Annotated in this window: 19 protein-coding genes and 1 tRNA gene; 14 read left to right on the forward strand and 6 right to left on the reverse strand. The window is 42.3% G+C overall.

The genetic code is table 11. From position 1 onward, the window contains the following. Nucleotides 1-40: 40 nt before the first annotated feature. Both O9334_RS20000 and O9334_RS20005 read right to left on the reverse strand, forming a co-directional pair. A complete protein-coding gene (locus O9334_RS20000) occupies nt 41-1645 on the reverse strand; it encodes a glycosyltransferase 87 family protein (RefSeq protein ID WP_288002080.1) in 1605 nt (534 codons plus the stop codon). Nucleotides 1646-1684: 39 nt separating this feature from the next. Then, nucleotides 1685-3055 (reverse strand): ArnT family glycosyltransferase, encoded by a 1371-nt coding sequence (locus tag O9334_RS20005; RefSeq protein WP_288002083.1) that lies wholly within the window; start codon nt 3053-3055, stop codon nt 1685-1687. 381 nt (nt 3056-3436) lie between these two features. Here O9334_RS20005 and O9334_RS20010 point away from each other — a divergent pair, with 381 nt between their 5' ends. The 7 genes from O9334_RS20010 to O9334_RS20040 all read left to right on the forward strand — a co-directional run bounded on the left by O9334_RS20010 (nt 3437) and on the right by O9334_RS20040 (nt 10269). After that, nucleotides 3437-4927, forward strand: coding sequence for a glycosyltransferase family protein (locus tag O9334_RS20010; protein WP_288002086.1), 1491 nt, complete (start codon nt 3437-3439; stop codon nt 4925-4927). 96 nt (nt 4928-5023) lie between these two features. Further along, on the forward strand, nt 5024-5185 hold the full coding sequence (locus tag O9334_RS20015; RefSeq protein WP_190380324.1) for a hypothetical protein: 162 nt from the start codon (nt 5024-5026) through the stop codon (nt 5183-5185). A gap of 278 nt (nt 5186-5463) precedes the next feature. Continuing rightward, the gene (locus O9334_RS20020) at nt 5464-6438 is read left to right on the forward strand and encodes a methyltransferase domain-containing protein (protein ID WP_012266876.1); all 975 of its coding nucleotides are present in this window, start codon (nt 5464-5466) and stop codon (nt 6436-6438) included. A gap of 34 nt (nt 6439-6472) precedes the next feature. Then, nucleotides 6473-7543: a formylglycine-generating enzyme family protein gene (locus O9334_RS20025; RefSeq protein ID WP_045357621.1), complete on the forward strand. Its 1071-nt coding sequence runs from the start codon at nt 6473-6475 to the stop codon at nt 7541-7543. 163 nt (nt 7544-7706) lie between these two features. Then, a complete protein-coding gene (locus tag O9334_RS20030) occupies nt 7707-8984 on the forward strand; it encodes a glycosyltransferase (protein ID WP_288002088.1) in 1278 nt (425 codons plus the stop codon). A 143-nt stretch (nt 8985-9127) separates the two neighbouring features. Beyond that, nucleotides 9128-9307: a hypothetical protein gene (locus tag O9334_RS20035; RefSeq protein WP_045357616.1), complete on the forward strand. Its 180-nt coding sequence runs from the start codon at nt 9128-9130 to the stop codon at nt 9305-9307. Beyond that, nucleotides 9304-10269 carry a glycosyltransferase family 2 protein gene (locus O9334_RS20040; protein WP_190380327.1) on the forward strand — a complete coding sequence of 322 codons (966 nt, stop codon included), beginning with the start codon at nt 9304-9306 and terminating at the stop codon, nt 10267-10269. Before O9334_RS20035 ends, O9334_RS20040 begins: the two co-directional genes overlap by 4 nt. A gap of 43 nt (nt 10270-10312) precedes the next feature. Here the strand turns inward: O9334_RS20040 and O9334_RS20045 are convergent, their stop codons facing one another. Beyond that, on the reverse strand, nt 10313-10678 hold the full coding sequence (locus O9334_RS20045) for a DUF1815 family protein (RefSeq protein ID WP_004162929.1): 366 nt from the start codon (nt 10676-10678) through the stop codon (nt 10313-10315). A gap of 548 nt (nt 10679-11226) precedes the next feature. Here O9334_RS20045 and rpe point away from each other — a divergent pair. Beyond that, nucleotides 11227-11934 carry a ribulose-phosphate 3-epimerase gene (gene rpe, locus O9334_RS20050; RefSeq protein ID WP_002736739.1) on the forward strand — a complete coding sequence of 236 codons (708 nt, stop codon included), beginning with the start codon at nt 11227-11229 and terminating at the stop codon, nt 11932-11934. 48 nt (nt 11935-11982) lie between these two features. Here the strand turns inward: rpe and hisN are convergent, their stop codons facing one another. Further along, on the reverse strand, nt 11983-12789 hold the full coding sequence (gene hisN / locus O9334_RS20055; protein WP_288002092.1) for a histidinol-phosphatase: 807 nt from the start codon (nt 12787-12789) through the stop codon (nt 11983-11985). A gap of 508 nt (nt 12790-13297) precedes the next feature. Between hisN and O9334_RS20060 the strand changes: the two genes are divergently transcribed. The 3 genes from O9334_RS20060 to hypF are packed head-to-tail and all read left to right on the forward strand — an operon-like array spanning nt 13298 to nt 16673. After that, on the forward strand, nt 13298-13651 hold the full coding sequence (locus tag O9334_RS20060) for a coiled-coil domain-containing protein (RefSeq protein WP_288002095.1): 354 nt from the start codon (nt 13298-13300) through the stop codon (nt 13649-13651). Between the two features lie 52 nt (nt 13652-13703). After that, nucleotides 13704-14378, forward strand: a complete 675-nt coding sequence (locus O9334_RS20065; protein ID WP_045357602.1) for a hypothetical protein — start codon at nt 13704-13706, stop codon at nt 14376-14378. Between the two features lie 27 nt (nt 14379-14405). Further along, the gene (hypF, locus tag O9334_RS20070; protein WP_288002098.1) at nt 14406-16673 is read left to right on the forward strand and encodes a carbamoyltransferase HypF; all 2268 of its coding nucleotides are present in this window, start codon (nt 14406-14408) and stop codon (nt 16671-16673) included. 337 nt (nt 16674-17010) lie between these two features. Here hypF and O9334_RS20075 read toward each other — a convergent pair whose 3' ends face one another. Then, the gene (locus tag O9334_RS20075; protein ID WP_045357600.1) at nt 17011-17304 is read right to left on the reverse strand and encodes a hypothetical protein; all 294 of its coding nucleotides are present in this window, start codon (nt 17302-17304) and stop codon (nt 17011-17013) included. Nucleotides 17305-17669: 365 nt separating this feature from the next. On the opposite strand from O9334_RS20075, the gene O9334_RS20080 reads away from it, so the two are divergent. Together O9334_RS20080 and bchH are read left to right on the forward strand one after the other, a co-directional pair. Further along, nucleotides 17670-19400 carry a diflavin flavoprotein gene (locus tag O9334_RS20080; RefSeq protein WP_288002100.1) on the forward strand — a complete coding sequence of 577 codons (1731 nt, stop codon included), beginning with the start codon at nt 17670-17672 and terminating at the stop codon, nt 19398-19400. Nucleotides 19401-19583: 183 nt separating this feature from the next. Then, a complete protein-coding gene (gene bchH, locus O9334_RS20085; protein ID WP_045357674.1) occupies nt 19584-23249 on the forward strand; it encodes a magnesium chelatase subunit H in 3666 nt (1221 codons plus the stop codon). A gap of 246 nt (nt 23250-23495) precedes the next feature. Here the strand turns inward: bchH and moaC are convergent, their stop codons facing one another. After that, on the reverse strand, nt 23496-23996 hold the full coding sequence (gene moaC / locus O9334_RS20090; protein ID WP_045357594.1) for a cyclic pyranopterin monophosphate synthase MoaC: 501 nt from the start codon (nt 23994-23996) through the stop codon (nt 23496-23498). Nucleotides 23997-24039: 43 nt separating this feature from the next. Between moaC and O9334_RS20095 the strand changes: the two genes are divergently transcribed. Then, nucleotides 24040-24113 (forward strand) — tRNA-Arg (locus O9334_RS20095). Nucleotides 24114-24362: the final 249 nt, after the last annotated feature.

Raw genomic sequence — 24362 nt, forward strand, 5'->3', positions numbered from 1 at the left:
AACAATGGTTAGAGAATAGAGAATAGCTTTCCCGTGAGAATTACTTTTTTTGAAGACGACAGAGATTAAAATTTTCAATTTTACTGGGAAAGGGTTGACAACTTTGGAAGTCAATAACTAGATTTTCCTTCGCTAAATCCCCCACTATATCAGGCGATTTTTTATTAAAGTCCGTCTGGAGAATGTAGAGAGATTCTGGGGGAGTATTAGCAATAAATGTCTCGGCATTTTTTCGCATTAAAGTTCCCTCACTGACTCCAGTATTGCCTTTGAGTCTCACAAAACGAGTCGAAGCGGGAAAATAAGGGACGATAAAAGATGTTCCTTCATCTCCCCAGATAACAATCGTGGAATTTTCGTAGGGTTTTAATGCTTGACTATCGATACCAAAATAACTATCTGACCATCCCATTCTCCACCAATCCATCGGTTTAACCGTAGTGACAATTAAGGAAAATATTAGCAGATTTATGATTAATAATGGTTTCTTGCGAGGATAAAGATAGGCAATAATCAAAATAATTAAAGTGGGACTGATTAATTCTAATGGCATCAGATAACGATAGATAGAAAATCCCACTAACCAAATAGAGTAAGCGGTCAGATAAAAAGGCAGTAAAAACCCTAAAACTGCATCGTGGGTTAAGTCAGGTTCAGAGGATAGATTGCGCTTAGAAATAGCACGAAAAATAATTACTACTATTAGTAAAATTATCAATAAATAGGTGATGGCTAATCGGCTATCTTGGAAAGGAACCTCAGAGACAAGAGTTTGTCTCTTGATAAAATAAACAGGATAAAACAACCATTGCCAGATATCTTTAGGCAAATATTGTATCCCTTTAAAATTGTATTCGGTTTCAATATAAGGAGATTGAAATATTTTATTATAGAAGGGAAAAAGAGGATTAGCAAACTTTGTCCACATTAAGATTATCCAATAACCGGCAGTGAGACTAAAACCCACGGCCATTGAGAGAATTGATAGGATTAAATTGCGTAATTTGTCTGACCAAGAATTAGGTAAAAAATTAATGGCTACCAAAAAGCTAATACTATATAAAGCATTGGTTAATTTAAACCCCGTTGCTAATCCTAATAAGAATCCAGCTAAAAGAATATTTTTAGAGGGAATTGGCAGATTTTTCCCTAAACTACTAACTATAAAAAATAATCCTCCCAGAACGAAAACACTGGTGGTATTATCACCAATACTGGTTCCTAACTCCGAGATATAGGCTGCTCCAAAAATACTGGTAATCGCTGCCGCTATGCTTAGAGTTATCTTGTATCTTTCGGAAACTTTATCCAGGGAATGATAGGTAATTAGGTGAACTAACCATTGATTTAACCCGTGAAATCCTCCCATTAAAAACCCCACGACAATCGGAGGCAGTTTCAGATAATAAACAGCAAGGAAAAAAGGAACATCAACTAGGGGATTAAAAAAAGTTTGTATCTGTGCGGGTAGGACATCATACTTAAACCTTCCTGTCAATAACATATAGGGATTATAGAAATGATAATTGCGTAAATCCCAACTAACATCTTGACCTAAAATAACCGAGATAATTCCCAAAGCAACAAAGTAGATAATTGCCCAAAATAAGGGATGAGAAAGTGGAAAACGTTTCAGGGTTGTCATAATTAAAATTTCAAGATTTATTTGTTTAGTTTTACTAGCTTAACTTGGCAATTTATAGTTAAGGATGAGATGAAGATTACCTAGTAACAATCCCCAAAAGACAATCAGCATGATTATCTTGACAAAATTAGTTAAAATTTTCGATTTTTTCTCGGTTAAATCATTAAAGAAAAATCCCCCTAAAGTAATTGCCGTTCCGATAATAAAGTAATATCTACCGTAAGGGGAACTCAAAACCCAATCCTTAATATTTAAATTCACCGACCAAACGACAAGAAAAATAAAGATAGTGGCAGCACCGATAAAATCAGGGTTCTTACGAAAATCGTCTAAGAATATACCAAGCACCAGAAAGAGAAATCCATAGTAAGGAATTACATACCAAGCATAGTAATGACTTTGAGCGCCAGAAAAGGTGAGAAGAATTGTATAGATTAATATAGGAAAAATTACTAATCGTATTTTAGATATTTTCAAAGGAAATCTGGACACTAACAGGAGAGTAATCCAACTAAAAATTAACCAACCATCCTCAAAAAAAACTGTGGGTAAAACTAGATTTTTTAACATAGCAAAATCCGTAAAGCGATTTTTATGTTCTTGGAGAGTAGTTAAAAACCAACTAAAATCATAAAACCAACCGTAAAGGTAATACAAACCAAAGGATAAAACTGCCGTCAGAGAAGCGATTAAGCTATCTCGCCAATTTTTTTGTAATAATAGTAAAGCGACTAGAGAACCTAGAATATATAATCCTGTCACCTTAACTAAAGGTGCTAAACCACCTAGAACTATAGCCAAGTATAGATACTTTTTTTGAGACTTTTCACCGTACTGAAGGAATAAAATTGCTACCGCTAAACTTAGACATAATAATAAATTTTCACTAACTGCTAAACGAGATAAAAAAACCGTATTGGGGTTAGTGGCAAAAATTAAAGAAGTTATAATCGCCACACCGGTATTAGTCAAACGTAAAGCTAATAAATAAAGTAAGAAAATAGAGAGAGTGCCAAAAACTAAAGAAGGAATCCTAATTACTGTTAAACTACAGTCAAAAAATTCCTTTGCTCCCGATAAAATAGCCGTCATACCCACAATTAATCCAAACAAGGGAGGATGATCAAACCAAGGAGTAACAAAACGATAACGAACGGCAGTTTTTTCCCAAACTGTCACCAAAAAATCATCCGTGGTACTGAGGAAAGACCAACTGGTAGGGACTCCCTCTTGAATCAAACTCATGCCACTCCAAGCAAAAGCAAATTCATCTTGAGTCCAGTTATAGGGAGGTAAGGAATCGTACTGATAATATCTTAAAATAAATCCTAAGCCCGTAATTAATATACCCAGAAATAGACGGTAATCAAACTTTTCAAAATTATTAAATAGAAAATCTCGCTGTAGCATTATTCTGAAATTGGCTCGCTATTTATCTTTTGGGGTGAACCCGTGCTATTGTAACATGGTTTGACGGTTAAATTTTTTGACAAACCCAGATCGATTAAATACCCGATTATCGAGGTTAAGTCATCTCGATAATTTCTCCTTCGTAAATTCTCAGGGATATCAAATGGTCAACTCATCTTTATAGCCAACTCCAGACAAGGGACTCATTTCTGGCAGAAAAGTTCCCCAGTTTCTCCCCACTAAACTATAACTTAAGAGATTGACATTACCATCAGCAATATGCTAAAAAACATTAGCTTGATAGCCGAGTAACAACAATTACCCCGTTAAAAATCCCTAGATTTTCCCCTAAAGCAAAAATCTTTATCCTTAGTTGCCAACATGATTCGTCAGTTAAATTATTCTAGAGTTTGGTTGTTATTAATCCTTATTTTTGCCCTTTTCCTACGTCTAAATGCCGCTTTCTCTTATCCTAATATTCTCTGGCCGGATGAAATTTTTCAGACCTTAGAACAGGGTCATCGACTAGCTTTTGGTAATGGGATGATACCTTGGGATTTTCGGGACGGGATTCGTTCTTGGTTATTTCCGGGCATTCTTGGCGGGATTATGAAGTTAACTGCTGGTTTTTCGGAAGGCTCCAGTGGCTATCTGGCCAGTGTCAAGATTTTCCTCAGTTTACTATCTTTAATTCCCGTTTGGATCGGATTCTCGATCGCCTACGAAAGCATCGGTTTGGCCGGCGCTATCCTAACCGGCGGTATTTGTGGGATTTGGTTTGAATTTATTTATTTTGCCCCGAAAGCCTTCACCGAAGTTATTGCCGCTTATTCCCTGCTGGTCGGCGTTTATTTAGGATGCTACGGCAAAAATCCCCCCTCTCGTCAGCGACTGTATTGGACAGGGTTTTTCTACGGATTGACCACCTATCTTCGATTTCATTTACTGCCGGCCATCGCCATCGCCCTCATTTATCAAGTTAGACAAAAAAATTTTCCACAATTACCGCCCCTTGCCCTCGGTTTTATCGGTCCGGTTTTGCTGGGGGGTGCTTTAGACGCTTTCACTTGGTCCACCCCCTTCCAATCGATTTGGAAACTGATCTGGATTAATATTTTTGAAGGAAAATTTAATAGTTTTGGCGTATCACCCTGGCAGCAATATTTTACTTGGCTAGCCCTCAATTGGTCTTGGTGGCTGTTTCCGATCCTCGTCTTCTCTGCAATCGCCGCTCGTCGTCACTGGATTCTCGCCCTTCTGGCCCTAGTTATTATCCTCTCTCACAGCTTTTTAGGTCACAAAGAATATCGCTATATGTTCCCTGCCCTACCACTAATTATTATTCTCGCTGGTTTGGGGACTGCCACTCTCGTCTCGCGTTTATCGTTAATGCGAGGTTCCCTCGCTGGCAAAACTATCGTTATTTTTAGTAGTTTACTTCTTTGGGCTTTTCTATCTTGGTTACTGGCGGGGCGTTTTAATACCGACCAGACTTTTAATTTCGGACCGCCTTGGCAAAAACCGGGCTATACTCACTGGCAAACCCACGGCGGACAATTACAAGCCTATCAGTATTTAAGTAGCGAGAAAAAACTGTGCGGTTTAGGAGTAAAAGGATTGGCGTGGCAGTATACGGGGGGATACGCCTACTTACACCAAGATGTACCGATTTATTTCCTCAAAGATAACGAAAATTTCGAGGCACTACAACCTTATTTTAATTATCTATTATTTAACCAAGACCGGGCCGCGGTCGGAGATTATCAACGGGAGAAATGCTTTAACGGAACTTGCGTTTACAGGCGCTCGAACTCTTGTCAAGTTAACCCGGATTATCATATCAATCAGTATCTCAAAGAAGCTGGTGAGTAGGATCATATATCCTTATGCAAATTTGCAAAATTTGTCAAAAATAAGTCTAAAAAGCAGAGAAAAAATTTTAATTATGTAAGCGGGATAACTTCGATCATGAAAAAAGTTAAAATCTTGCCAATTTACCTAAGTTTTCTAATTTTAATCTATATAATTTCTGTCATGACGGTCAACCTCTCCTCTTTCCCCGCATTGCAAGGAGATGAGGCTTGGTTTGGACTGAATGCCCGGGAAATCCTCCACCACTATTTTGATTGAATACTGTCCCCATTGTCTAGATTTTCCCAAATCTTGGAAAATTATCTAAGGAAGTTACCGCGAATCTATCATTATTAAAAACAAATCATCCACACAAATCCTCAGCTTAATTTTGATAAAAGCCAATAATAAGCTGACTTTAAACCTCAAAATTTTTGGTAAATATCTTGACAAATGATCCCGATCAATGGTATGATCAGAGTGGTTTTGGTAAAAATATCCAACAGCCAGAGACTCCCTAGACTAACTTAGTAAAATTAATTCCTCCCTATTGATAGATGAAAATCAAGAAATATCTTAAGTTCTGGAAATATCCTCGCTTAGTTGATGAACGAGAGACTTTAATTGAAGAACGAGATTCTCTCAAAGATCATCTGAAGAGTTTGAATCAAGAAAAACAAGAAATGATTCGGGAAAAAAACGCTCTTTATGAAAGATTAGGTCAGTTATCTTTAACCATTCCCGAACTGCAAGAAATTAGTCCGAAACTTCTCGATATTAGCGTCATCAAAAATAAAGCCCGCCAGTTTCGAGTCCAATTAGATGCCGAAAAAGAAAAACTCGCTCCCGACAATTTTGGCTGGTATCCTTACAACACTTTAACCTGCTTCGAGATTCTCGAATTACTATTAACTGGTAAAAACCGTTTTCTCCTGGAATTAATCTCGGAAAAACCGATTGTTGATATTGGTTGTGCCGATGGGGATCTGGCGTTTTTTCTGGAATCTTTGGGCTGTAAAGTGCAGGTAGTTGACTACGCTCCTACTAACTTTAACCTTATGCAAGGGGTTAAACTGCTCAAAACCGCGCTTTCTTCCTCTGTGGAGATTCATGATGTTAACTTAGACTCTCAGTTTCTGCTTCCCGAAAAAAGCTATAGTTTAGTCATCTTCTTAGGAATTTTATACCATCTCAAAAATCCCTACTATGCCCTCGAAACCTTAGCGAAATCTGCCAATTATTGCCTGATTAGCACCCGCGTCACTAAGTTTAATACGGTGAGTAATGCCGCTAATCGAGTCGATCTTTCCGCGATTCCTCTAGCCTATTTACTCGATGAACTAGAAGCAAATAATGATTCCACCAACTATTGGATCTTTTCTAATGCCGGGTTACGCCGAATTTTACAGCGAACCGGCTGGGAAATTTGCGATTATATAACAGTAGGTAATACCGAAAACTCCGATCCCGCCAGTCGTGACGGCGATGAAAGAGCCTATTGTTTAGTAAAAAGTCGTTTCTATCAAGATTAGAAATGCCTAAATATCAGACCAGTCTCCTAAAAATATGAACTATCCCCCTAATCCCCTCTTAAACCGACGTAGCTTGCTGAAATTAGCGGCCCTAGCCGGAGGAAGTGCCGGACTAGCTACCCTTCTCTCCTCTCGGCTCAGTTATTCTGCCGACCAAAACCAAGCTATTGCCGAGAATATAGAGGCAATGGAGGAATTTTTGCGGCAAATTCGCCCAGTAGATTCGCAAAATCTCCAGTGGACAGAATATAGCTTTGAAACAGTCACCGTCAATCGTCAAGGGCAAATTATTGATCGCCGTCAGGGTAGCGCTCGCTCCTGGAGCGAACCCCTAGGCAACGGCAGCGAACTAGAAATGGTAGCCATTCCGGGGGGCAGTTTTCGACGCGGCTCGAAAAATGAAGAAAGAGGCGATCATACTAGCAGTGAAAAACCAGAAAATTCCGTGACGACGGCGGCCTTTTTTCTGAGCAAATACCCGATCACCCAAGCACAATGGCGAGCGATCGCCCAACTGCCGAAAATTAATCTCGAACTCAACCCGGCGCCCTCCTTTTTCCAAGGCGATAACTTACCCGTAGAGAGAGTCTCCTGGTACGAGGCGATCGAATTTTGTCAAAGACTCTCCCGATCCACCGGCAAAGATTACCGACTAGCGAGTGAATCACGCTGGGAATACGCCTGTCGCGCCGGTACAACCACCCCCTTTTACTGCGGGGAAACCCTAACCAGCGAGCGCGCCAATTACTTTGCCGTCTATGATCCCTACGCGGAAGAACCCAGCAGCGCCTATCTGGCCAAGACTACCCCGGTGGGCAGTTTCGCCCCCAATAATTTCGGTCTCTACGATATGCACGGCAACGTGGGCGAATGGTGCGCCGATAGCTGGCACCGGAATTACGAGGGAACCCCGCCCCTGGATGGTAGTGCTTGGTTAGACAGCGATACTCGCTTGCAGCCCCGTTATCGTTCCGCCCGTTTAGTGCGAGGGGGCAGTTGGGGCGATGAAGCTAGGCACCTACGCAGTGCCAATCGCACCTTTTGCCTTCCCGATCAACACCACAGCGTCTTGGGTTTACGAGTCATGGCCGATAGCTTGCCCTGAGCTACGTCGAAGGGTACCGGTTAATCAATGCTTGTGTCCGCCCAAGAGACGACAAAGGTATGGTTCAATAGGTTAGGTTCCAAAGGGCCAAAACTATTCAGAATCTTCTGCCGTTGTCAGTGCGTCTGTAGCTAAATCAACCGCGAGTGAGGTCAAATTTTTCATGAAGGTACAGCAGTCTCATCTTTTCTTAACTCCCCCCACAGGAGATCTACAGGTACCTTTATCTCCTCCTCCCCCAGACGACGGCAACTTAGAAGCAGAAAAAAATTATCCTCTCAGCCTGTCTCTAGTCATTCCCACCTACAATGAACGGCAAAATATCGTTCAATTAGTCAACATTCTTAGTCAAATACTTGACGAAGCCCTTGCCAAAGATTACGAACTGATCGTTGTCGATGATAATAGTCCCGATCGCACTTGGGAAGTCGCCGCATCTTTAATCGCTGAATATCCCCAGCTGCGAGTGCTGCGCCGGGAGGGAGAAAAAGGCCTATCCTCGGCAGTGGTGAGGGGGTGGCAAGTGGCACGGGGCGACATCCTTGGGGTCATCGATGCCGATTTACAGCATCCCCCGGAAGTGTTATTAAAATTATTCGAGCAAACCAGAGCCGGAGCCGATCTCGCCGTGGCTAGTCGCCATGTGGAAGGGGGTGGAGTCAGCGAATGGAGTCTGACTCGACGCTTCCTCTCCCGGGGGGCGCAGCTGTTGGGATTAGTCATTCTGCCTAACGTGGTGGGACGGGTATCGGATCCGATGAGTGGCTATTTCATGGTTAATCGACAAGCGATCGCAGGCCCGATCTTAAACCCGATGGGCTATAAAATTCTCCTCGAAGTTATCGGCCGCGGCAATATCGACCAGATCGCCGAAGTGGGTTACGTTTTCCAAGAGCGTCAAGACGGCGAAAGCAAAGTCACCTGGCAACAATACATCGAATATATCCTGCACCTGCTGAAATTGCGTTCCCGCGGTCGTTTCGGTGGTTTGAAAAGGCGTTGGCAATTCCCCCTCGCTCGCTTTCTTCGCTTTAGTTTAGTCGGGTTTAGTGGCCTATTCGTCGATATGGCCATCTTGTATCTCCTCAGCGATCCCACTACCCTCGCTTGGGGAGTAACTCGCAGTAAGATTATCGCCGCCGAGGTGGCTATTATTAATAATTTTCTTTGGAACGATCGCTGGACTTTTGGCGATTTGTCCACCGGCCAAAATCAGTGGCAGCAGCGTTGCAAACGTTTTCTTAAATTTAATCTTATTTGTTTGGCCGGTTTGATCCTCAACGTCCTGCTCTTAAACTTTTTCTTCAATGTCTTACATATTAATCGCTATATTGCTAACTTAATAGCGATCGCTATGGTTACTGTTTGGAACTTCTGGATGAATTTAAAACTCAGTTGGCGTGTGACGGATGTTAAACCGGAAAAGTCCGGCAAGCCATAGGAAAGCCTTTGAAAACTTGCCCTCTCATCCTGCAAACCCTTTTTAATGGAGTTCAACCTCTGGCAGCCTTAATGTTCGGGACTTAAAAGCTGTCAGGGGTCAACAGGAAACCGATTACCAGGGATTTAAGTCTCAAAGAGGGGATGGAATGGCTTGCTCAAAATGCCGATGACTTTGCTTGGGGAAAGGCCGCCGACCCCGATTATTACATGGGTTTATCCCGATACGATTACTTCCAAGCTTTCCCCCATTGTCCCATTGTTCATGCCGTCCAACGCCAAGAAACCCCCCTAACCATCATTAAACGTTGTCGTCAGCCATGATCGAAATGACTGCTATTCCGCCGATTTCTCTGAAAAACTACCGTATCGCCGTCATAATTCCCTGTCACAACGAAGAACTAACGATCGCTAAAGTGGTCTCCCAATTCCAAACTTTTTTGCCAGAAGCGGCAATTTATGTTTATAACAACCGTTCTACCGATGATACCGTGACCGAGGCACTGAAAGCGGGGGCGATCGTGCGTCAGGAAATCCAACCGGGAAAAGGCAATGTTGTCCGGCGGATGTTTGCCGATATCGAAGCGGATATCTATATTCTCATCGATGGTGATGATACCTACGAAATTGCGGCAGTACGTCGCTTAATTGAACGAATGCTGCGGGAACAGTTAGATATGGTGGTCGGTGCGCGTCGGGAAGCGGCAAAATCCTCCCAGGCTTATCGTCCCGGTCATCGCGCCGGTAATCTATTTTTAACGGGATTGGTGAAATTTCTGTTTGGAGCGCGTTTAATCGATATGCTCTCCGGTTATCGCATCTTTTCTCGTCGTTTCGTCAAATCTTTTCCCGCTTTGTCCAATGGTTTCGAGATTGAAACCGAGTTAACTATCCACGCTTTAGAATTAAAAATTCCCTTCGCTGAAGAACCAACCCTCTACGGGGAACGTCCCGAAGGTTCCCAAAGTAAGTTAAAAACCTTTCAAGATGGCTGGCGAGTATTGGGAACCGCTATCCTACTTTTTAAAGAAATTCGTCCTTTTCTCTTTTTTAGCCTTGTCTCGCTAATTTTGGCGGTTATTTCCCTCCTCTTAGCGATCCCCGTCCTGTTTGAATACCTCGAAACTGGCTTAGTGCCACGTTTCCCCACCGCCATTTTATCGGCCTCGATCATGCTTTTAGCCTTTTTAAGTTTGACCTCTGGCATGATCCTCGATTCCGTCTCCCGGGGACGAAAAGAGATGAAACGAATGGCTTATCTAGCTAACAGTTGGCTGAAAGGTTAGGGAAAAAGTTCACTAAACATACAGGTCTAGGTAACATCTGGGGTTAAACCGTCTCTAACCGTTGCAGCACGGAGGAGGGTTTTTTGTCAATAAATTCCGCCGGCGAAATTTGATATTTAATCAGATTGGCTAATTCCTGTAGTTGGCTGATGGCTTCCGCACCTTCGAGTTTCATTAACTCTCGATCATCGCGCATTTCTGTCCAGGTGATGCCGTAATCGGACACGAGAAACCGAATTAGATGGGTTTCACCCAATCCCACCATAAAAGATGCGCTATTCAGTTGACCGCCACAGGTGTAGCAAGATGCTAGATAACCTTGATTTTCTAGTGCGATCGCTAAGGCCTGTAAATCCATGACTAAGTCTTTGACCAGTTGGCGATGCTCTTCTGCAAGTCGTTTAAACACAATTTTCCTCCTGATAACACTGCCCAAGTATAAAACCTTAACACTTTTTTAAGATTCTTTTCTGAGAAAATAGGGCAAGTGAACTAAGTTTTCTTACGGATGGTAAGTAACAAAATGTAAAGAACCCGAGACCTAGGGTAGCGTGAATTCCTGAGTTCGCCAAGTATGTGTAAGTACAAAGCCACCAGTTTATCCGTCTTTCCACCCCCTCGATCCCAACCATTCCCATCATGCCTATTTTTAAAGTTTATGATCCAGTTTCGACAAAAAAGTTCGTAAATGTATATTGACAATTACATAAACCTATGCTTCTATGCCGGATGCGGAGGGGTGTGGGGTGTAGGGTGTGGGGTGTAGGGTGTAGGGTGTGACCCCCCCAACCCCCCCGACATCGGGGGGGCAGGGGGGGTGTGGGGTGTGGGGAGAATAAATAAAAATAATCTCCTGTCTCCTGACTCCTGACTCCTGATCACTGATTACTGATCACTGATCACTGATTACTGATAAGATTGTTACGAAAATATAAACACGAAATTCTATAGTTAGCCATGACCCAAAACGGAAGCTCGAAGTCGATCGTTGTCTCTCCCTCGATCCTATCGGCGGATTTTAGTAAATTAGGAGCCGATATCGAGGCTGTGGATAAGGCAGGAGCCGATTGGATTCACGTTGATGTGATGGATGGTCGTTTTGTCCCGAATATCACCATTGGACCCCTGATTGTCTCCGCTATTCGTCCCTATACGAAAAAACCTTTAGATGTGCATTTAATGATCGTGGAACCAGAAAAATATGTGGCTGACTTTGCGAAAGCGGGTGCTGACATTATTTCTGTTCACGCTGAACATAATGCTTCTCCCCACCTCCATCGTACTCTTTGCCAAATTCGCGAACTCGGTAAACAAGCGGGTGTGGTGTTAAATCCCTCCACTCCCCTAGATTTAATCGAATATGTGCTGCATTTGTGCGATTTAGTCCTAATTATGAGCGTTAACCCCGGTTTTGGTGGCCAGAGTTTTATCCCGGAAGTTGTCCCCAAAATCCGTCAATTACGCCAAATCTGCGATGAAAAAGGCTTGGATCCCTGGATTGAAGTGGATGGCGGCTTAAAACCGGCTAATACTTGGCAAGTTCTCGAAGCGGGTGCTAATGCGATCGTAGCAGGTTCGGCGGTATTTAATGCCCCTGATTACGCAGCAGCGATCGAAGGTATCCGTAACAGCAAACGTCCCCAACCTCAATTAGCCACGGTTTAATTGCCGCGGGGGTGGGTTAGCTGTTGACTAATTATCTTAGTATTCGCACTAACCCACTCTGTTGATTTGTTCTAAAACCTGCCGCCATAAACCGGAATTAGAGACGGCTAAAACTTCGCTAGAATCAGCTTGTAGGGGATTACCAGACCAATCGCTAATTATTCCGCCCGCACCTTCAATAATCGGGATTAAAGCGCAAAAATCGTAGTATTTCAGGTCTGATTCTAGGATTACCATCGGCATGGCAGTGCAGCCAGTGGCTAACATCATATAGTTATAACAATCACCCCCAAAAGCGCTACGTTTACAGACGCTTTGCAGCTGACGAGCGATCGCCTGTTGTCGTTCTGTGATAAACATTAAGGGAGTGGTGGAGGCTAAACAGGCATTTTTTAAGACAAGTTCCCGATCCTGACGGTAGGGATTAACAATCATCCGGTTATTATAAAGACTGGCTTTTCCCTTCACTCCTAACCAGCGATCGCCTAAAATCGGTTGATCGACAATTCCTAAAATCGGTTGATTTTCTGCCACCAGGCTGATTAAAGTCCCAAAAATCGGTAATCCCTTGACAAAAGAGGATGTGCCATCGATCGGATCCAACACCCAATAACGACCACTTTGGGAGGGAATATTGGCTCCTTCTTCCCGAATAACCCCATCTTCAGGCAATTCTCGCCGAATAATCGCTACCATCGCCTCCTCAGCTTCTTGATCGGCGATTGTTACTATTGAGGAAACTTGATCGAGTTTTGTCTCGGTTTCTAGATGGGGCTGCCGAAAATAGCGCTGGATAATCTCTCCAGAAGCGTCCGCTAATTGATGAGCTAGTTGGATAGTGCGATCAATATTCATCAATAAAAGTTATCCATACAGGAAAAGAATAATGTTTATTTATGGTAAAGGGGAATTCGGGAAGTGGGGAAGTGGGGGAAATTTGCCTATCACCCTAAATCCCTATTGCCTCTTGCATAGTGCGAGCGATGTTCATCAATAAAAGTTATCCATACAGGAAAAGAATAATGTTTATTTATGGTAAAGGGAAGTGGGGAATTGGGGAAGTGGGGGATTTAGCGGAAATTTCCCTATCACCCTAAATCCCTATTGCCTCTTGCATAGTGCGATCAATATTCATCAATAAAAGTTATCCATAGTGGAAAACAATAATATTTATTTATGTTAAAGGGAAGTGGGGAGATGGGGGATTTAGCGGAAATTTCCCTATCACCCTAAATACCTATTGCGGCATCGAACCTAGAACTATCAGTGGGTAACAGCTTGATTTTGACTCCATAATTAAATTAGTCAACGATCGACTCAATCTCAAGACGAGAAAAAATTAATCTATTTAGGAGTTTAGCTGATGACGGCTTTTACGGAAAATGACCTAAAAAGGTTAGAAAATCTGATTATCAATGGACAAAAAGCGATCGAAACTCGTTTAACCTCTCTGGAGAATGGACAAAAAGCGATCGAAACTCGTTTAACCTCTTTGGAGAGTGGACAAAAAGCGATCGAGAATAGTTTCGGAGAGATCAAAAGAGAAATTCAGGTCTTAGAGATAGGACAGACGGAAATTAAGGGAGAAATCAGGACTTTAGACGCAAAAATCACCGGTTTAAATGAAAGAGTGAAACTCATCGAGGCATCCGTGGGAAAAATTCCCGATTTAGCCGAAAAAATCGGGGAGGTAAAAAACTGGATTCGGGGAAAATAAAACTAAGGAATGTAACATAGTATTAAGCATTTGTATATTTTTATTAATTTTTATGGAACAGACAGCTTTAAATCTGATCGCAATTACCGTTTTTTCGATCACTCTTTCCGTATTTGTCACCCCTTTGCTGTCTATTTCGCCTTTTGTCCCCGCTTTGGCTACTTTTAGCCTCTTAGGATTAGTTACAGTTGATACTCTCACCTTTAATAACCGGGGCGTGACTTTACTACTGGATGCTCTTTCTCCCAGTAAACACCGTCAAAGAGTTATTCACCACGAAGCCGGACATTTTCTCACCGCTTATATTTTGGGCATTCCGATCGCCAGTTATAGTTTGACCGCTTGGGAAGCCTTTCGTCAAGGCCAGGAGGGAGTCGGCGGTGTTCAATTTGACCTAGCAGATTTAGAGCAAAAAGTCAAGAATTTTACCGATTTTCCTGCTTTTTTAGAGCGAATTTCCACGGTGTGGATGGCGGGAATTGCTGCCGAAACCTTAGTTTATGGTAAAGCGGCAGGGGGAGAAAGCGATCGATTTTATCTGCAATCGGCCTTAAAATTAGCGGGGGTTCCTGAGAATAATTATGCCCAAAAAGAGCGCTGGAGTTTATTGCAGGCAAAAACTCTTTTAGAAAAACAACAGACTGCCTATCAAGCTTTAGTGATAGCTATGGAAAAAAGAGCCAGTGTGGAAGAATGCTGTCGGGTGATTAGTGAAAGTTTAGTATAACGGGAAAAGTAATTAGGGATGAATTTGATGTTTTCCCCGTTAAATTATCAATCCGATCAGCGATTAGCTTTAATTGTGCGCGGAGCAGTACAAGGGGTCGGTTTTCGTCCTTTTGTTTATCGATTAGCAACGGAATTAAACTTAGCCGGTTGGGTGAATAACACAGCAGCGGGAGTTTTTATTGAAGTCGAGGGCAATCGAGACAAACTGGAAACTTTTTTGACTCGATTATCTTTAGAAAAACCACCTCAATCGCTAATTGAAAATATTGAGACTCAATGGTTAAATCCTGTCGGTTATCAAAACTTTAGCATACACCAGAGCATCGGCGGTGAAAAGAATACAATTGTTCTGCCCGATTTAGCCACTTGTCCCGATTGTTTAGCCGATATTTTTGACCCTAATAATCGTCGTTATCGCTATCCTTTTACTAACTGCACTAACTGCGGTCCTCGCTACAGTATCATCGAGAGTTTACCCTATGATCGCAGTGCCACAACTATGAGGGATTTTAATCAGTGTCCCGAATGTCAAAGGGAATACGAAAACCCTCTGGATCGCCGTTTTCATGCCCAACCGAATGCCTGTCCTCGTTGCGGACCCCAAATTAGTCTTTTAGATAGTCAAGGCTCTGTATTAGCGGAAAAAGATCAAGCTTTAATCGCCACTGCTAGAGCAATTGAACAGGGAAAAATTATGGCGATCAAAGGATTAGGAGGATTTCACCTAGTTGTCGATGCAAGAAATACGGAAGCAGTGCAAAAATTGCGACAACGTAAACAGCGACCAGATAAGCCTTTTGCCGTGATGTATCCTAATCTTGAGTTAGTGAAAAACCACGGTTATGTATCTTCTTTAGAATCGCAATTATTGCAGTCTCCTGCTGCGGCAATTGTCCTGATTAAACAAAAAAAAAATGATCTTTCTGCTGCCGTTTCTCCGGGTAATCCCTATCTAGGAGTCATGTTACCCTATACTCCCCTACATCATCTTTTATTGGCAGAATTAGGCTTTCCTGTTGTAGCAACCAGTGGTAATCTAGCCGATGAACCTATCTGTATTGAGGAAAAAGAAGCTTTAGAAAAATTGGGAACTATCGCCGATTTATTTCTAGTTCATAATCGTCCCATCCTTCGGCCAGTGGATGACTCTATTATCAGGGAAATGGCAGGAAAAGCGATGATTTTGCGGCGAGCGCGGGGATATGCTCCCTTTCCCATTAAAGTTAATGATGGAGATTTTCCCCCGATTTTGGCTGTGGGAAGTTATTTTAAAAATACCGTGGCTATCTACCAAAAAAATCAAGTTTTTATCAGTCAACATATCGGCGATTTAGATACGGTTAATGCTGTCAATCATTTTGAAAATATCCTCGATAGTTTAAAAAAATTATACGAGTTTGCACCCGAAGTTATTGCCTGTGATGCTCATCCTGAATATCTAGCGACCAAGTACGCTTATAGTTTAAATTTGCCCGTTATTCCCATTCAACACCATTACGCTCACGTTTTATCCTGCATGGCGGAAAATCAGCTACAACCTCCGGTTTTAGGGGTTGCTTGGGATGGAACAGGATACGGTTTAGACGGCACAATTTGGGGGGGAGAATTTATCCATATCACTGCCGATTCTTGGCTGCGAGTCGCCCATTTTAAACCCTGGCTATTACCCGGAGGAGAAAAAGCGGTTAAAGAACCCAGACGAGTAGCTTTAGGATTACTAGAAGTTATGGAAAATACTGATAGGATAAAATCAGCTTTTAGTGAACAGGAATGGTCGATTTTTAGGCAAATGTTAACCAAAAAAATTAATTGTACTTTAACTTCTAGTGTCGGGCGTTTGTTTGATGGTGTGGCGGCGATTCTAGGTTTATGTTATCAATTAAGTTTTGAGGGACAAGCAGCAATGCAATTAGAATTCGCCCTTGAGGGCATTAAAACGGAGGAATATTATAATTTTTCTTTATCAGCTGACTCACCCATAGTTATTGATTGGAATCAGATAATTTTAGGAGTTGTTGAGGATTTAGAAAAACAAGTACAAATCGGCATAATTGCCGCTAAATTTCATAATAGTTTAAGTGAGATTATTGTAGAAATTGCTCAGAAAATAGGTAGAGAAAAAATTCTCTTGACGGGAGGCTGTTTTCAAAATCGTTATCTGACGGAAAGAACAATTAATCGCTTACAAGCTTCGGGATTCCAACCCTACTGGCAGCAAACTGTTCCCACTAATGATGGTGGTATTAGTCTTGGTCAAATTATTGGGGCTTTTTCTCAACTTAAACGGTTCTAGATAGGACAAAATTAACTTCTTGGTTAGGACAGGCAAGAGGCAAGGGGTGCATCTCACATTTGCAGAAATACCGACAATCAGCAATTATCAGTGACCCTTAAATTATTACAGACATATCAGCAGCTGCCTGTAAGCATCCCACCGAAAAACTAATGCGCTCCAGGGTTTGGGTAGGGTTGATTCATGAATCAACCCTACTATAGAGTTCTTGCATAATTAATTTTTGAGAGTGCAAAAATGAGATGCACCCAGAGACAAGGGGCAAGAGGTAAGAGGTAGTTATAAGCGTTAAAGATAAACCACAGAGACAGAAAGAACAGAGAGAGCCGATTTTTTTCTAGACTGTTAAACGATGCCACTCGACGATTTTATTGCCTACTTTCAAAATGATTGCTTGACCTAAACCGAGTTCTTGTGTCACATTAACTAGATGGGCAAAATTTTGACGGGTGATTGCTAGTCCCTGCAAACAGGCTAGAAAATCGAGACAGAGAACCGTAGAAAATTCCCAAGTTTGCCGGTAAACACGGCAATTATCCGGTAAAAAAGCCACAAGAGTGCGAAAATGACTCAAAGCGGCTTTCTCAAAATTGGCGCTAGTGCAGTCAAAAGACGAGTGCTGATAGCTCATAAAAACTTGGCCTGATAGGAAGAGAGCAGGGTTTCCCTCAGACTAGCACCTCGCTTCTGGGGATCACGTTCCCTTTAGAATTTCTCAATAGACTGGCAAATCCCCCCAGAGGGGTATCCTTACTCGCAAACAAATTGCTAGAAGCTAGGTTTCTTCCCAGAGATAGTGTACTTTAGATATTGATGTCCTTCCGGCTGGCAAGATAACCCGCAAATTTCCCCACTCGTCCCTAGCGATAAAAGGCTGTATTTAGTCAAAAATCAAGTGTTGACTTTGATGCAAAACTTGCCAAGTAAAAAATGATGACAGCCTCAAGTTGCCGCTTAACTACTTGACTAATTAACTGATAACTGGTAACTAAAATTATGAATAATGCAATTGTCAAACCGAGAGATGTACAAGTAGCACCGATAGCCGTCGATACTTTTGTCTTTCGTTCCCGCACTTGGGACCGGTTAAAATTCGAGATCGAATACGGATTACAAAAGGGAACCACCGCCAATAGTTATCTGATTAAAAGTGAAAAAGTCGCTCTTTTTGATCCACCAGGGGAATCATTCTCGGCTATATTTTTAGAGGCTTTAACTAAAAGAATCAATCCGAAAACTATTGATTATATTATCCTCGGTCACGTTAACCCCAATCGTGCCGTCACCCTCAAGGCACTTTTAGAAATAGCTCCTCAAGTCACTTTTGTTTGTTCCAATCCGGGGGCAATTTCCCTGAAAAAAATTCTCGAAACTGAAGCATTAAATCTATTGGTTGTCAAGGGGGAAGAAATATTAAATTTAGGAGCAAACCATCAATTAGAATTTATCCCCACTCCTAACCCCAGATTTCCCGATCAACTCTGTACCTACGACAGCAAAACTGATATTCTCTACACCGATAAATTATTCGGAGCGCACGTTTGTGGCGACCAAATTTTTGATGAGGGTTGGAGCGTTTATAATGAAGATCGGCGTTATTATTTTGATTGTCTCATGGCTCCCTATGCCAGCCAAATTAGCAACGCTTTGGAGAAATTAGCCGCTAAATCGCCCTTATTTTATGCCGTTGGTCACGGTCCTCTGGTGCGTTACGCGATGCACGAATTGACCCTTTCCTATCAACAATGGTTAGCAGTACAAACGTCCCAAGAGTTGACAATCGCCCTGATTTATGCTAGTGCCTACGGCAACACTGCCACCCTCGCTCAAGCGATCGCTATGGGGATCACGAAAGCGGCAGTGGCAGTCACGGCGATTAACGCCGAGTCCGCCGAACCGGACGAGATCAAAACGGCGATCGAAAAAAGTGTCGGTTTTATCTTTGGTTCCCCCACTTTGGGAGGACACACGCCGACTCCCATCCAAACCGCCTTGGGGATTACCCTGGCAAATGGCGATAAAAGCAAGCTGGTGGGGGTTTTTGGCTCCTACGGTTGGAGTGGGGAAGCGATCGATCTTTTGGAAAGTAAATTCCGGGATGGCGGTTATCGCTTCGGTTTTGAGCCAATTCGGGTTAAATTTAAGCCCACGGAGGCAATTTTAAAGACCTGCGAGGAAGCAGGAACCGATTTCGCTCAAGCAGTCAAAAAAGCTCGCAAAAGCAGACAACCGAAAACTAATGTTAACCAACCCCAAAGTGATCGGCGATCGCAAGCCCTAGGCCGTTTGGTGGGTTCTCTCTGTATCGTCACCTGCGAATTGGGGGAATTGCGCGGCGCCATGTTAGCCTCTTGGGTGTCGCAAGCGACGTTCACGCCACCTGGATTGACTATTGCCGTGGCGAAAGAACGAGCGATCGAGTCTCTGCTTTATAGTGGTACGCCTTTTGTCCTTAATATCCTCCAAGAAGGTCAACATTTGGCTTTAATGAAGCATTTTCTTAAACCTTTTTCCCCCGGAGAAGATCGTTTCGCTCATATCGAAACCACTAAAGCTGAGAACGGTGGGCCGATTCTGGCCGAAGCGCTCGCTTATCTGGAATGTCGGGTGGAACAACGAATGGAGTGCGGTGATCATTGGCTGCTTTATGCGATCGCAGAAAAAGGCAAGGTTTTACACCAGGGTTTAACCGCCATCCATCATCGCAAATCCGGCAGTTATTATTAGTTTGTCGTTATCATCATTTCAGGGGGTGTTTTCAGGCAGGATAACGCACCCTGATTGGTCTAAAAATATTCTTAGTACCTAGGCAAAATTAATTACACATATCTAACTACCTCTTGCATGAGTGCCTTTTCCCTTTTGCCTTTTGCCTATCCTAACCAAGAAATTAATTTTGCACGACTACTTATGAAAAGCATTGTTTTAATTGTTGGCTTTGAAACCTTTAACAGTAATTTGTATCGGCAATCAGGCCTGTTGGCTAGTTCTAAATGTCCCGATTTAGAAGTAAAAGTATTTAGCGATAAATCCTTGACTAGCGAACCGGAAATAGTCGAGCAAGCTTTAGCCACTGCCGACGTTTTTTTTGCTAGTTTGATCTTCGATTACGATCAAGTTACTTGGCTACGGCAACGAGCGGCACAGATTCCGATTCGCTTAGTTTTTGAGTCTGCTTTAGAGTTAATGAGTTTAACCCGTTTGGGAGAATTTGCCATCGGGGATAAACCAAAAGGAATGCCAAAACCAATTCAATTTATCTTGAGTAAATTTTCCAGTGGCAAGGAAGAAGATAAGTTAGCCGGTTATCTTAGTTTCCTCAAAACCGGTCCGAAACTACTGAAATTTATTCCCGCTAAAAAAGTTCAAGATTTGCGTAATTGGTTAATTATCTACGGTTATTGGAATGCGGGAGGAACCGAAAATGTTGCCGCTATGTGTTGGGTAATTGCCCAAAAATATCTAGGATTAAAAGTACAGGAAATACCCGAAGTTATCGAAACTCCAAATAAGGGACTATTACACCCCGATTATCAGGGTTATTTTCTCACTCCCCAAGAATATTTGACTTGGTATAAAAAAAATAAATCCCTTGATAAACCAGTGGTGGCACTGCTGCTTTATCGGAAGCACGTTATCAGTAAATTGCCCTATATTAATCAATTAATCCGTCATTTTGAAACGGCTAATTTAATTCCCCTACCCGTGTTTATTAACGGAGTAGAAGGCCATACAATTGTTCGGGATTGGTTAACCACAGACTACGAAATTCAGCAAAGAAAAAAAGGAATCATTGAAACTCCTTCTTTAAGTGAAGATGCGGTGACAGTAGATGCAATTGTCTCGACGATTGGCTTTCCTTTGGTGGGGGGTCCTGCGGGTTCTATGGAAGCAGGAAGACAGGTAGAAGTGGCTAAACGAATTCTGTCCGCTAAAAATATTCCTTATCTTATCGCTGCCCCTTTATTGATTCAAGATATTTATTCTTGGACAAGACAGGGAATCGGTGGTTTGCAGAGTGTGGTTCTATACGCTTTACCTGAATTAGATGGGGCAATTGATACGATTCCTCTGGGGGGATTAGTGGGGGAAACTATCTATTTAATCCCCGAAAGATTACAGCGTTTAACTGGACGTTTAAATAGTTGGATTAAGTTACATAAAACCCCTCCGCAAGAACGCAAAATAGCCATCATTCTCTATGGATTTCCGCCTGGTTATGGGGCAGTTGGTACGGCAGCTTTATTAAATGTTCCCCGTAGTTTAGTTAAGTTTTTACAAGCTTTGCAAGCGCAGGGTTATAATGTTGGAACGATTCCCGAAGACGGGGAAGAAATTATTCAAAAAGTTAAATTTGCCGATGATGAAAATCTCTCTAAACACAATCGTTTATCGATAGAAACTTTAGAAAATTGGCTAGGTTATCTGTTAACCTCTCGCATTGAAAAACACTGGAAATCTCTGAAAGATGCGGGGATAAAAACTATTGGCAACCAGTATCATTTAGGGGGAATTGAGTTAGGTAATATCTGGATTGGAGTGCAGCCACCTTTAGGAATTGCTGGGGATCCGATGCGGTTAATGTTTGAAAAAGATTTAACTCCTCACCCTCAGTATGCGGCCTTTTATCAGTGGTTACAAAAAGATTTTAAGACCGATGCGATCATTCATTTTGGTATGCACGGAACCGTCGAATGGCTGCCCGGTTCACCCCTAGGAAATACTGGTTATTCTTGGTCAGATATTTTATTAGGAGATTTACCGAATTTATATATTTATGCCGCTAATAATCCCTCGGAATCTATTCTAGCCAAACGTCGCGGTTATGGGGTGTTAATTTCCCATAATGTGCCTCCCTACGGACGAGCGGGATTATATAAAGAATTGATGATTTTACGAGATTTGATTGCAGAGTTTCGAGAAAATCCTGAGAAAAATTACGCTTTAAGAGATAGTATTCTCCAAAAGATTATTGATACAGGTATCTCTAAAGATTGTCCTTTTCTGGAAGCAGAAAAACAGGGAATAGAATTCACTTTAGAAAATGCCAAATTATTTAGCCGCTATGCACTAACCGATTATTTTGTCAAGGTGTATAATTACCTACAAATCGTCGAACAAAGACTATTTTCTTCCGGGTTACACACCCTAGGAACTGCTCCCAATCAGGAAGAATTAAAAGGTTATCTTGATGCTTATTTTACCGATTTATCTGAGCGAGAATTTCAGCAAATTATCGCTGACGAAGCAACCAATGAAAAGGTTAAAGAAGGCATTACTATTAAAAATTTATTAGGACAAAATAGCGAAGAGTTAACTAATCTTTTGCGAGGATTAAATGGGGAATATGTACCCCCAGCGCCGGGGGGTGATTTACTCCGGGATGGTGCGGGAGTTTTGCCCACAGGACGCAATATACACGCTTTAGACCCCTACCGGATGCCTTCCCCAGCAGCCTACACCCGCGGACGAGAAATCGCCAAAAAACTGCTAGAACAAAACTTAACCGAAAAAGGAAAATATCCCGAAACTGTAGCGGTTTTACTCTGGGGATTGGATGTGATTAAAACTAAGGGTGAATCCCTGGGTATTCTCTTAGAATTAGTCGGTGCGGAACCGGTGAAAGAGGGGACAGGAAGAATTGTCAGATATGAATTAAAACCTCTAGGGGAAATTGGACACCCGCGCATCGATATTTTGGCTAATTTATCGGGAATTTTTCGGGATACTTTTATCAATATTATCGAGTTATTGGATGATTTAATGCAGCGGGCAGCCGAGATAGAAGAATCGGAAAATGATAATTATATCCGTAAGCACTATTTAGCCTTAAAAAGTCAAGGAATTGACAATGCCAGCGCTCGTTTATTTTCCAATCCTGCCGGGGATTTTGGCTCTTTAGTTAATGACCAAGTAGTGGAGGGAAATTGGGATAATGAAAACGAATTAGCGAAAACTTGGGAAAAGCGTAATGTTTTTAGTTATGGTCGTCAAGATAAGGGACAAGCGCGACCAGAAGTGCTACAACAGTTATTAAAAACCAGTGAAAGTATTATCCAAGAAATTGACTCGGTAGAATACGGTTTAACCGATATTCAGGAATACTACGGCAACACGGGAGGATTAAAATTAGCCGCAGAAAAACAAAGCGGTAAACGGGTGATGACGAGTTTTGTCGAGAGTTTTTCCAATGATACAACTCCCCGCAAATTAGAGGAGGTTTTGCGCTTAGAATACCGCAGTAAATTACTCAATCCTAAATGGGCCAATGCCATGGTTAATCAAGGTTCCGGTGGGGCCTACGAAATCTCCCAAAGAATGACCGCTTTAATTGGTTGGGGCGGTACGGCTAATTTTAGTGACGATTGGGTGTATGATCAGGCAGCCGATACCTACGCTTTTGATGCAGAAATGGCGGAAAAATTGCGTCAAGCTAATCCTGAAGCTTTCCGTAATATTGTCGGTAGAATGTTAGAAGCACAGGGTCGCGGTTTTTGGCAAGCAGACCCCGACAAATTAGAGAAATTACAGGAATTATATCAATTGACCGATGAAAAATTAGAAGGGGTTACTTAGGGTTTGCTGAATAAATCTAAAAACCTTGTTGGATAATATCTTTAGGCTTTTTTGAAATCAAAAAGTGCCAGCGATTGGAGTGATTGGGGGGAAAATTCAGGTACTTTTTCCCCGAAAATTAGGTAATTGACTTCCTGAAAATGGGTAAAACCCCACACCCCACACCCCCCCCGATGTCGGGGGGGTTGGGGGGGCCACACCCTGCCACCAGGAAAAACTTTTTGCCGCAAACCCTACTTAGGGTTTTCATGGCAACAGGGGATCCTGATGATAATCTGATTTCCCTCCTGTTTTACTCAGCAGACGGATATTTTCAATCAGGATTGATTTTTCTAACGCTTTAGCCATATCGTATAAAGTCAAGGCTGCCACCGATACCGCAGTTAAAGCCTCCATTTCTACACCGGTTTCCGATTTTGTCACCACTTCTGCCCGAATTTCGTAGCCGGGTAACTCTGCTTTCGGGATAATCTGAACATTGATTTTTTGCAGGGGTAAGGGATGGCAAAGGGGAATTAAGGAGGAAGTTTGTTTGGCCGCCATAATTCCCGCTAGTCTGGCCGTCCCTAAAACGTCACCTTTAGGCGCATTTCCCTGTTCTATGGCTTCAAAAGTCGTTTTTAGCATTCTCACTTGTCCTAGGGCGATAGCAGTGCGTTTAGTGGGCATTTTCTCCGATACATCCACCATCTGGGCCTCGCCTTGGCTGTCGAGATGAGATAATTTTTCTTTACCCTCTTGCGTCATTGAATGAACCTGTGCTATAGTAGTTTACTGTTGAGAAAAACAAGGGCTTGTAGCTTAGTGGATTAGAGCGTGTGGCTACGGACCACAAGGTCGGGAGTTCGAGTCTCTCCAAGCCCGTTAGATACAATGGCATATACTACAGGAATTAGGAACCATAGCTCCCTAATTCCTTTGGTTTTTTGCTCAAAACTCCCTCAAGTCTCATTATAGTACAAGTGTATGCAAGGCTGGCTGAATAAATCTAAAAAACTTGTTGGATAAGGCTTTTAGACTTTTTTGACCTCAAAAAGTGCCGACCCTTGCACTGATCGGGGGTAAAATTCCGGTACTTTTTGCCTGAAAATTAGGTAACTGACTACCTCAAAA

The sequence above is a fragment of the Microcystis sp. LE19-8.1F genome (genome assembly GCF_027531715.1).
Lineage (GTDB): Bacteria > Cyanobacteriota > Cyanobacteriia > Cyanobacteriales > Microcystaceae > Microcystis > Microcystis wesenbergii_A.

Bases quoted from the DNA above. Each gene is read 5' to 3' on its own strand.
- O9334_RS20000 (WP_288002080.1), bottom strand. From the start codon at position 1,645: ATGACAACCCTGAAACGTTTTCCACTTTCTCATCCCTTATTTTGGGCA.
- O9334_RS20005 (WP_288002083.1), bottom strand. From the start codon at position 3,055: ATGCTACAGCGAGATTTTCTATTTAATAATTTTGAAAAGTTTGATTAC.
- O9334_RS20010 (WP_288002086.1), top strand. From the start codon at position 3,437: ATGATTCGTCAGTTAAATTATTCTAGAGTTTGGTTGTTATTAATCCTT.
- O9334_RS20015 (WP_190380324.1), top strand. From the start codon at position 5,024: ATGAAAAAAGTTAAAATCTTGCCAATTTACCTAAGTTTTCTAATTTTA.
- O9334_RS20020 (WP_012266876.1), top strand. From the start codon at position 5,464: ATGAAAATCAAGAAATATCTTAAGTTCTGGAAATATCCTCGCTTAGTT.
- O9334_RS20025 (WP_045357621.1), top strand. From the start codon at position 6,473: ATGAACTATCCCCCTAATCCCCTCTTAAACCGACGTAGCTTGCTGAAA.
- O9334_RS20030 (WP_288002088.1), top strand. From the start codon at position 7,707: ATGAAGGTACAGCAGTCTCATCTTTTCTTAACTCCCCCCACAGGAGAT.
- O9334_RS20035 (WP_045357616.1), top strand. From the start codon at position 9,128: ATGGAATGGCTTGCTCAAAATGCCGATGACTTTGCTTGGGGAAAGGCC.
- O9334_RS20040 (WP_190380327.1), top strand. From the start codon at position 9,304: ATGATCGAAATGACTGCTATTCCGCCGATTTCTCTGAAAAACTACCGT.
- rpe (WP_002736739.1), top strand. From the start codon at position 11,227: ATGACCCAAAACGGAAGCTCGAAGTCGATCGTTGTCTCTCCCTCGATC.
- hisN (WP_288002092.1), bottom strand. From the start codon at position 12,789: ATGAATATTGATCGCACTATCCAACTAGCTCATCAATTAGCGGACGCT.
- O9334_RS20060 (WP_288002095.1), top strand. From the start codon at position 13,298: ATGACGGCTTTTACGGAAAATGACCTAAAAAGGTTAGAAAATCTGATT.
- O9334_RS20065 (WP_045357602.1), top strand. From the start codon at position 13,704: ATGGAACAGACAGCTTTAAATCTGATCGCAATTACCGTTTTTTCGATC.
- hypF (WP_288002098.1), top strand. From the start codon at position 14,406: ATGTTTTCCCCGTTAAATTATCAATCCGATCAGCGATTAGCTTTAATT.
- O9334_RS20075 (WP_045357600.1), bottom strand. From the start codon at position 17,304: ATGAGCTATCAGCACTCGTCTTTTGACTGCACTAGCGCCAATTTTGAG.
- O9334_RS20080 (WP_288002100.1), top strand. From the start codon at position 17,670: ATGAATAATGCAATTGTCAAACCGAGAGATGTACAAGTAGCACCGATA.
- bchH (WP_045357674.1), top strand. From the start codon at position 19,584: ATGAAAAGCATTGTTTTAATTGTTGGCTTTGAAACCTTTAACAGTAAT.
- moaC (WP_045357594.1), bottom strand. From the start codon at position 23,996: ATGACGCAAGAGGGTAAAGAAAAATTATCTCATCTCGACAGCCAAGGC.